Here is a 2,211-nt window from a genome sequence, read left to right on the forward strand (position 1 = left end):
CGAGCCCACCGGCGCAGTGCGCAGCAGCCACTCGGCGACGCGATGGATGCGTTCGCGCTGGGATTCCTGGCGCGTGCGATGGGCGCGGTCGGACATGACGAACTGCAGCGCCATCGTCTTGAGCAGAGCGACCTCCGAGACCACGATCGGCGGGATCACCAGGTCGGCGTCGTACCGGGTGACCGGGCGGCTCTCCGTCGCTTCCCGGGTCCCGAGGATCGCCGCGTTGGCGAAGCGGCCCACCAGCTCGCTGGTCAGCTTCTTGAGCGCGACCGAGCAGGCGAGAGTGCCGTCGAAGGTGCCGACGGCGCAGACCACCGGCATGGTGGACAACCGCTTGGCCGCCTCGGTCAGCTCGGCCGGGTCGAGGCCCGAGAATTCGCGCATGCCCACCTCGATGAGCCCGGCGACCTCGTCGGGATCCTCGAGCATCCGCAGGTCGATGCGACCGTCGATGACGCCGTCCTCGAGGTCGTGGACCGAATACGCGACGTCGTCGGACCAGTCCATGATCTGCGCCTCGAGACATTTGCGATGCTCGGGTGCGCCCTCACGGATCCAGTGGAGGACTTCGGAGTCGTCGTCGTACGAACCGAACTTCGCGCCCGGGCGCGGACGCGTCCACGGGTACTTGAGCGTCGCGTCGAGCGAGGCCCGGGTGAGGTTGAGGCCGGCGCTCGTGCCGTCGGGATGGAGGACCTTCGGTTCGAGGCAGGTGAGGATGCGCAGGTTCTGCGCGTTGCCCTCGAATCCGCCGCAGGACTCCGCCACCGCGTCGAGTGCCCGCTCGCCGTTGTGCCCGTAGGGCGGGTGCCCGATGTCGTGAGCGAGGCCGGCGAGATCGACGAGATCGGGGTCGGCGCCGAGCCCTTCGCCGATGCTGCGGCCGATCTGCGCGACCTCCATCGAGTGCGTCAGACGGGTGCGCGGGGTGTCGCCGTCGCGGGGACCGACGACCTGTGTCTTGTCGGCCAGGCGGCGCAGGGCCGCGCAGTGCTGCACGCGCGCTCGGTCGCGTGCGAAGGCGGTCCGCTCGGATGCCGCGCCCTCGGACCCGGCGAGGGCCGAGGTCTTCCGCGGCTCGGCGACGCGCCGTTCGAGATCGTGTTCGCTGTAGCCCTGCATCACACTGCCTTCCGTCACCGAAGACCCTACGTTCCGCCTCACTGCTGCGCCGTGTACGGGAAATCGGCGGAGAAGTGGGTGATCTGGTACCAGATCAACGCGCCGGTCTCGCGGGCGATCCCGTGCAGTTGCGACTCGCGGGTGAACACCGCCGGGCCCTGCCGGGTGGGAGCGGTCCACGCATCGAGACCTGCATCGCGCGCCATGGTGCGGGTGCGCAGCGAGTGCCACGGGTCGCTCACCAACACTGCCGACGACAGTCCCAGCTCCGACATCTCCCGGCTGACGGCCTCGACGCTGAGCAGCGTGTCGGAGCCCTCTTCGACGGCGACGATCGATTCCGCCGGCACCCCGCGCGAGACGAGATAGTTCTTCCCCGCCGCGGCCTCGGTGAACAGGTCGCCTTCCTGCTTGCCCCCGACGGTGACGATCCGCGGCGAGACTCCCGCCTCGTACAGCTTGAGGGCCTGTTCGAGGCGGGCCTCGAACACCGACGAGGGCGTCCCCGAGTACTGGGCCGCACCGAGGACGACGATGGCGTCGGCGGGTGTGCGGTCGTCGATCCGCGCGACCTGCCAGACCCGCAGCGCCGTTCCGCCCACGACGAGAACAGCGGCGAGCAACACCCCGACGATCAGTCGTCGGAGCCAGCGCGCGATGCGCGCGCCTGCCCCGAGGTCGTCCCCGGTGTACGTCGCGGTGGTGCCGGTGCGGCGGGATGCGGTGCTCACCCCCGTGATTCTGCCAGCGAACGAGAACGCGCAGACCGGGCGACGCGCCGACCCCGCCGACGCCTCACAGCCACTAGATTCGATTCCATGCCACACGTATCGGCCGCACCGTCTCGGCGACCCGCACGGTCCGCGCTCGCATTCGTCCCTGCTCTGCTGGCAGTGGCCGCCTGGTTGCTCCTGCCGGCGGCGGCTTCCGCCGAACCTCCGTCGCGGCTTCCCCAGCCGATCACCGATACCGCGGGGGTCCTCGGCGATGCCGATGTCGCACGGATCCAGGAGGCGACGAACACCCTGTACGACGAGCACGGTCTGCAGTTGTGGGTGACCTACGTGTCGAGCTTCGACGGACGCG

General features: G+C 70.0%; 3 protein-coding genes. 1 reads left to right on the forward strand and 2 read right to left on the reverse strand.

Annotation, left to right across the window (positions count from 1 at the left end; all coding sequences use genetic code 11):
* Window positions 1-1,125: deoxyguanosinetriphosphate triphosphohydrolase (locus R1101_RS0121830; protein WP_026003577.1), on the reverse strand; the 1,125-nt coding region annotated here is incomplete at its 3' end.
* 38 nt (window positions 1,126-1,163) lie between these two features.
* On the reverse strand, window positions 1,164-1,856 hold the full coding sequence (locus tag R1101_RS0121835) for a YdcF family protein (RefSeq protein WP_016935368.1): 693 nt from the start codon (window positions 1,854-1,856) through the stop codon (window positions 1,164-1,166).
* 87 nt (window positions 1,857-1,943) lie between these two features.
* Here R1101_RS0121835 and R1101_RS0121840 point away from each other — a divergent pair.
* The coding region (locus R1101_RS0121840; RefSeq protein WP_198420317.1) for a TPM domain-containing protein at window positions 1,944-2,211 on the forward strand (268 nt) is incomplete at its 3' end.

Origin of the sequence: Rhodococcus sp. R1101, from assembly GCF_000278445.1 — a bacterium.
GTDB classification, from domain to species: Bacteria; Actinomycetota; Actinomycetes; order Mycobacteriales; family Mycobacteriaceae; genus Rhodococcus; species Rhodococcus gordoniae.